Origin of the sequence: Paraburkholderia kirstenboschensis, from assembly GCF_904848585.1 — a bacterium.
Classification (GTDB): domain Bacteria; phylum Pseudomonadota; class Gammaproteobacteria; order Burkholderiales; family Burkholderiaceae; genus Paraburkholderia; species Paraburkholderia kirstenboschensis.
Map to the genome: position 1 here is coordinate 1 of NZ_CAJHCR010000055.1, position 3,198 is coordinate 3,198.

The 3,198-nt window shown below is 55.6% G+C and carries 1 protein-coding gene and 2 pseudogenes; 2 read left to right on the top strand and 1 reads right to left on the bottom strand.

Going from position 1 to position 3,198, the window contains the following annotated elements; translation table 11 throughout:
* Window positions 1-274 precede the first annotated feature (274 nt).
* Window positions 275-513: pseudogene (locus JMY24_RS39155) on the top strand (copper resistance protein CopD); the annotation flags it as partial.
* 285 nt (window positions 514-798) lie between these two features.
* Here the strand turns inward: JMY24_RS39155 and JMY24_RS37810 are convergent.
* Window positions 799-1,517: pseudogene (locus JMY24_RS37810) on the bottom strand (IS6 family transposase).
* A 287-nt stretch (window positions 1,518-1,804) separates the two neighbouring features.
* On the opposite strand from JMY24_RS37810, the gene JMY24_RS37815 reads away from it, so the two are divergent.
* A complete protein-coding gene (locus JMY24_RS37815; protein ID WP_128598194.1) occupies window positions 1,805-2,965 on the top strand; it encodes a porin in 1,161 nt (386 codons plus the stop codon).
* Window positions 2,966-3,198: the final 233 nt, after the last annotated feature.

Genomic DNA, 3,198 nt, shown 5'->3' on the forward strand with positions numbered 1-3,198 from the left:
TCGCTGCGTGGCACGAATTCACCGACCTCACCCAGAATCCGTCGAATGCTCGCTGAGCAATGATGACCTCTGCCACCATTTCGTCTCGCTACCGGCAAGTTGACAAAGCCCAACTTTCTCTTGGGAGGAGACTCTAGCCAGCGTAAGCATCGGTCCACGGCCACAAGATGACGGCACCATGACACTTTGTTCATCTTCGCGGGTGTGAAAAATCAGTCATCTTGCAGCCATCTTGGCGTCAGAACGCTTGGGGTAAGCTTCTGTCCAAAGTGTCGGACCGGTGCTTCTACTGAAGCCCGGACTCGTGCGCATTGCAGTTGCACTTGGAGGTCATAACCGGGTCGTCGAAATGCCAAAACTGCTCGGAGCGTTGAACGCTTCGCGTTCTGTACCGGCGGGCCGCCCCTGAAGCGCTTCGCACTTGTCCTTAAGGTTGAGTCAGACGTGCTGACCACCGTGCTCATTGTGGCTGCAGTTCTTGTTTCGAGCCCTTTACCAGGTACTTCTGCCTGACAGGCGACCTTTCACCCCTCCACGCAGATGGTGGTGTCCCAGCCGCGAATCAGTGTTTTACGGAATGACTGCCGCCGCCGGGCGCTTCCATCCTTTACGGGCTCGACCACGCGTCGGGCCTTTTTTTCGCCTGCTCAAGGCGGACATAAGTGCAGAGAAACGTGGGGCTCTGCGTGATGTAGCGACTATCTGTTCCGCCCTGGAGCCGGAAGTAGCGCACCTCATCATTGGGGCTCTGGTGCAAATAAGCGTTGCGGTCAATTATTTTCTATAGTTCAGGATGCCTTATTGAGCAGACAGGACCGCTTTCCAGACTGCGGGCGCAGCGAATTTCTTGAGACCGAGCTTCGCGAGGTTAAACTGACCTTTGCGAATGCGTTGCATCAATTCGATGCCCGCCAACGTAATCGCTGCGCTTCTGAAACGTTTTGAACCAAGCATGACATTTGTCCGGGACTTGATGTTGCGGTGGTCCTGTTCGACCAGATTATTGAGGTATTTTGAGGATCAACCTTTGTGTCTTCAGGCAGCAGGCCGGCTTCCTTCATCTCACGCACCGCGCGGTGTGAGGCGGCGTAGCCATCCAGCGTGATTGTCTTCGGCGGCTGGCCCTGATGTTTGACGGCTCTCCTGAAAAAGGCTTTGACCGCCTTCACGTCGCGCTTTGCACGGAGGATGAAGTCAACTGTCTGGCCGGCCCGATGCACCGCCCGGTAGAGATAGACCCACCTGCCGCGGATCTTCAGATACGTCTCATCGACACGCCACGACCGCCCCGTTGGCGTGCCGAAACGGTCCCAGCGTTTGACGACTTCCGGCGCATAACGTCTCACCCAGCGCAGGATCGTCGTGTGGGCCAGCGACAAGCCCCGTTCTGCCATTATCTCCACGAGATCGCGTAGCCTGAGCTTGTAACGCAAGTACCAGCGAACACACAGAATGATCACCTCGCGGTTGAAGTGACGGCCTGCGAACAGTTCCTCAAGGCTCTTCGGCTTGCTCATCGTCGGCTCTCCACTCGTTCAGTCCGACACTCTAACCGATTCGCCAGCGCCATTTGCACCAGAGCCGTTTGCGCCAACTTTTATTTTCGTCGATATATGATCCCCGTCGTCGTTATTGGTGCTCGCCACTGCCTCACTCTTCGCAGCTCGCAATAATCACAAAGTGATTTCAGACAGATCTGTAAATGAGGCGTGTGATGTCAAGCGCATGCATGGCGAACCAATATTGGCGATATTGCACTCACACGATTCGATCCATTCCTTTTCATTCAGGGAGCTTTCAAAACGTGAAAAATACTTCACTCGCCCTCGGACTTCTCGGAGCCTTCGCTGTTTCGGCACATGCACAGAGCAGCGTAACGCTTTACGGCCTGCTTGATACCGGTCTCGTCTATACGAACAATCAGCAGGGCAACATCAACTGGCAACTCAATAGCAGTTCCACACAGAACACCGTCTTTGGCCTCAAAGGTTCGGAAGATCTTGGCGCCGGATTGCACGCGGTGTTCAAACTCGAACAAGGCTTCGTACTGAACAATGGCGCACAGGCGTTCTCGGGGGACGCTTTCGGCTCACAAGCATGGGTCGGCCTGCAAAGTGATCCCTACGGCACGCTGACATTCGGCCGCCAGTTTGACGTGGTGAACGACCTCGTCGGACCGCTGACTGCGGAGTTCAACACATGGGGCGGCAACATGGCTGCGCATCCATTTGAAAACGACAACCTTGCGGCCAACTCTGTAGTCTTCAACAACTCAGTCAAGTACACAAGTCCGGTTTATCGCGGCGTCACTTTCGAATCGATGTACTCTTTTAGCAACAAGGCCGGTGACTTCTCGAACAACCGTTCATACGGTTTCGGCTTGTCGTATTCGCAAGGACCCGTCAATCTCGCAGCGGGCTATCTGCAACTGAACAATGCAGGCAACGGAAGCGGCGCGGTCACCTCGGGCGACACAAGCGCCAACTTCATCGCGGAGCGTCAGCGTATTTGGTCGCTTGGCGGCAACTACACGTATGGTCCGGCGACTGTGGGGCTTGTCTGGAGCCATACGCAGATCGACAACCTATCTGGCGTCTACTCGTTTGGCACGGGAACATATCTCGGAGCCAACGATGCTAGCGCTGGATCGCTTGCCGGTTCAATGCGTCTCGACAACTACGAAGTGAACGGGAAATATGCGCTGACGCCCGCGTTGAGCGTGAGTGGCGCGTACACCTACACCCATGGCGCCTATAACGGCTCGGCGCCTGGATGGAATACGGCCATGCTCCAGACCGATTACGCCGTGAGCAAACGCACCGACTTCTACCTCGAAGGCGTCTACCAGAACGTACACGGCGCACCGGCTGACTCGGTGCTCTCGCATGCGATGATCAACACGCTTTCACCATCGTCAACCAACACCCAAGTGGCTGTGACGGTGGGAATGCGCCACACGTTCTGACATAGTGGCAATTCGATTCGAGCGAGGCCTACGTGCATGAAGTTTTGGATATGAGCCTTGCTCGATCAGTAACCGCTCCCGCAAAGAAGCGGCAATTGCAACATCGCCAGGTTGCAACCGGCGGGCTTTGTCAACTTGCCGGTAGCGAGACGAAATGGTGGCAGAGGTCATCATTGCTCAGCGAGCATTCGACGGATTCTGGGTGAGGTCGGTGAATTCGTGCCACGCAGCGA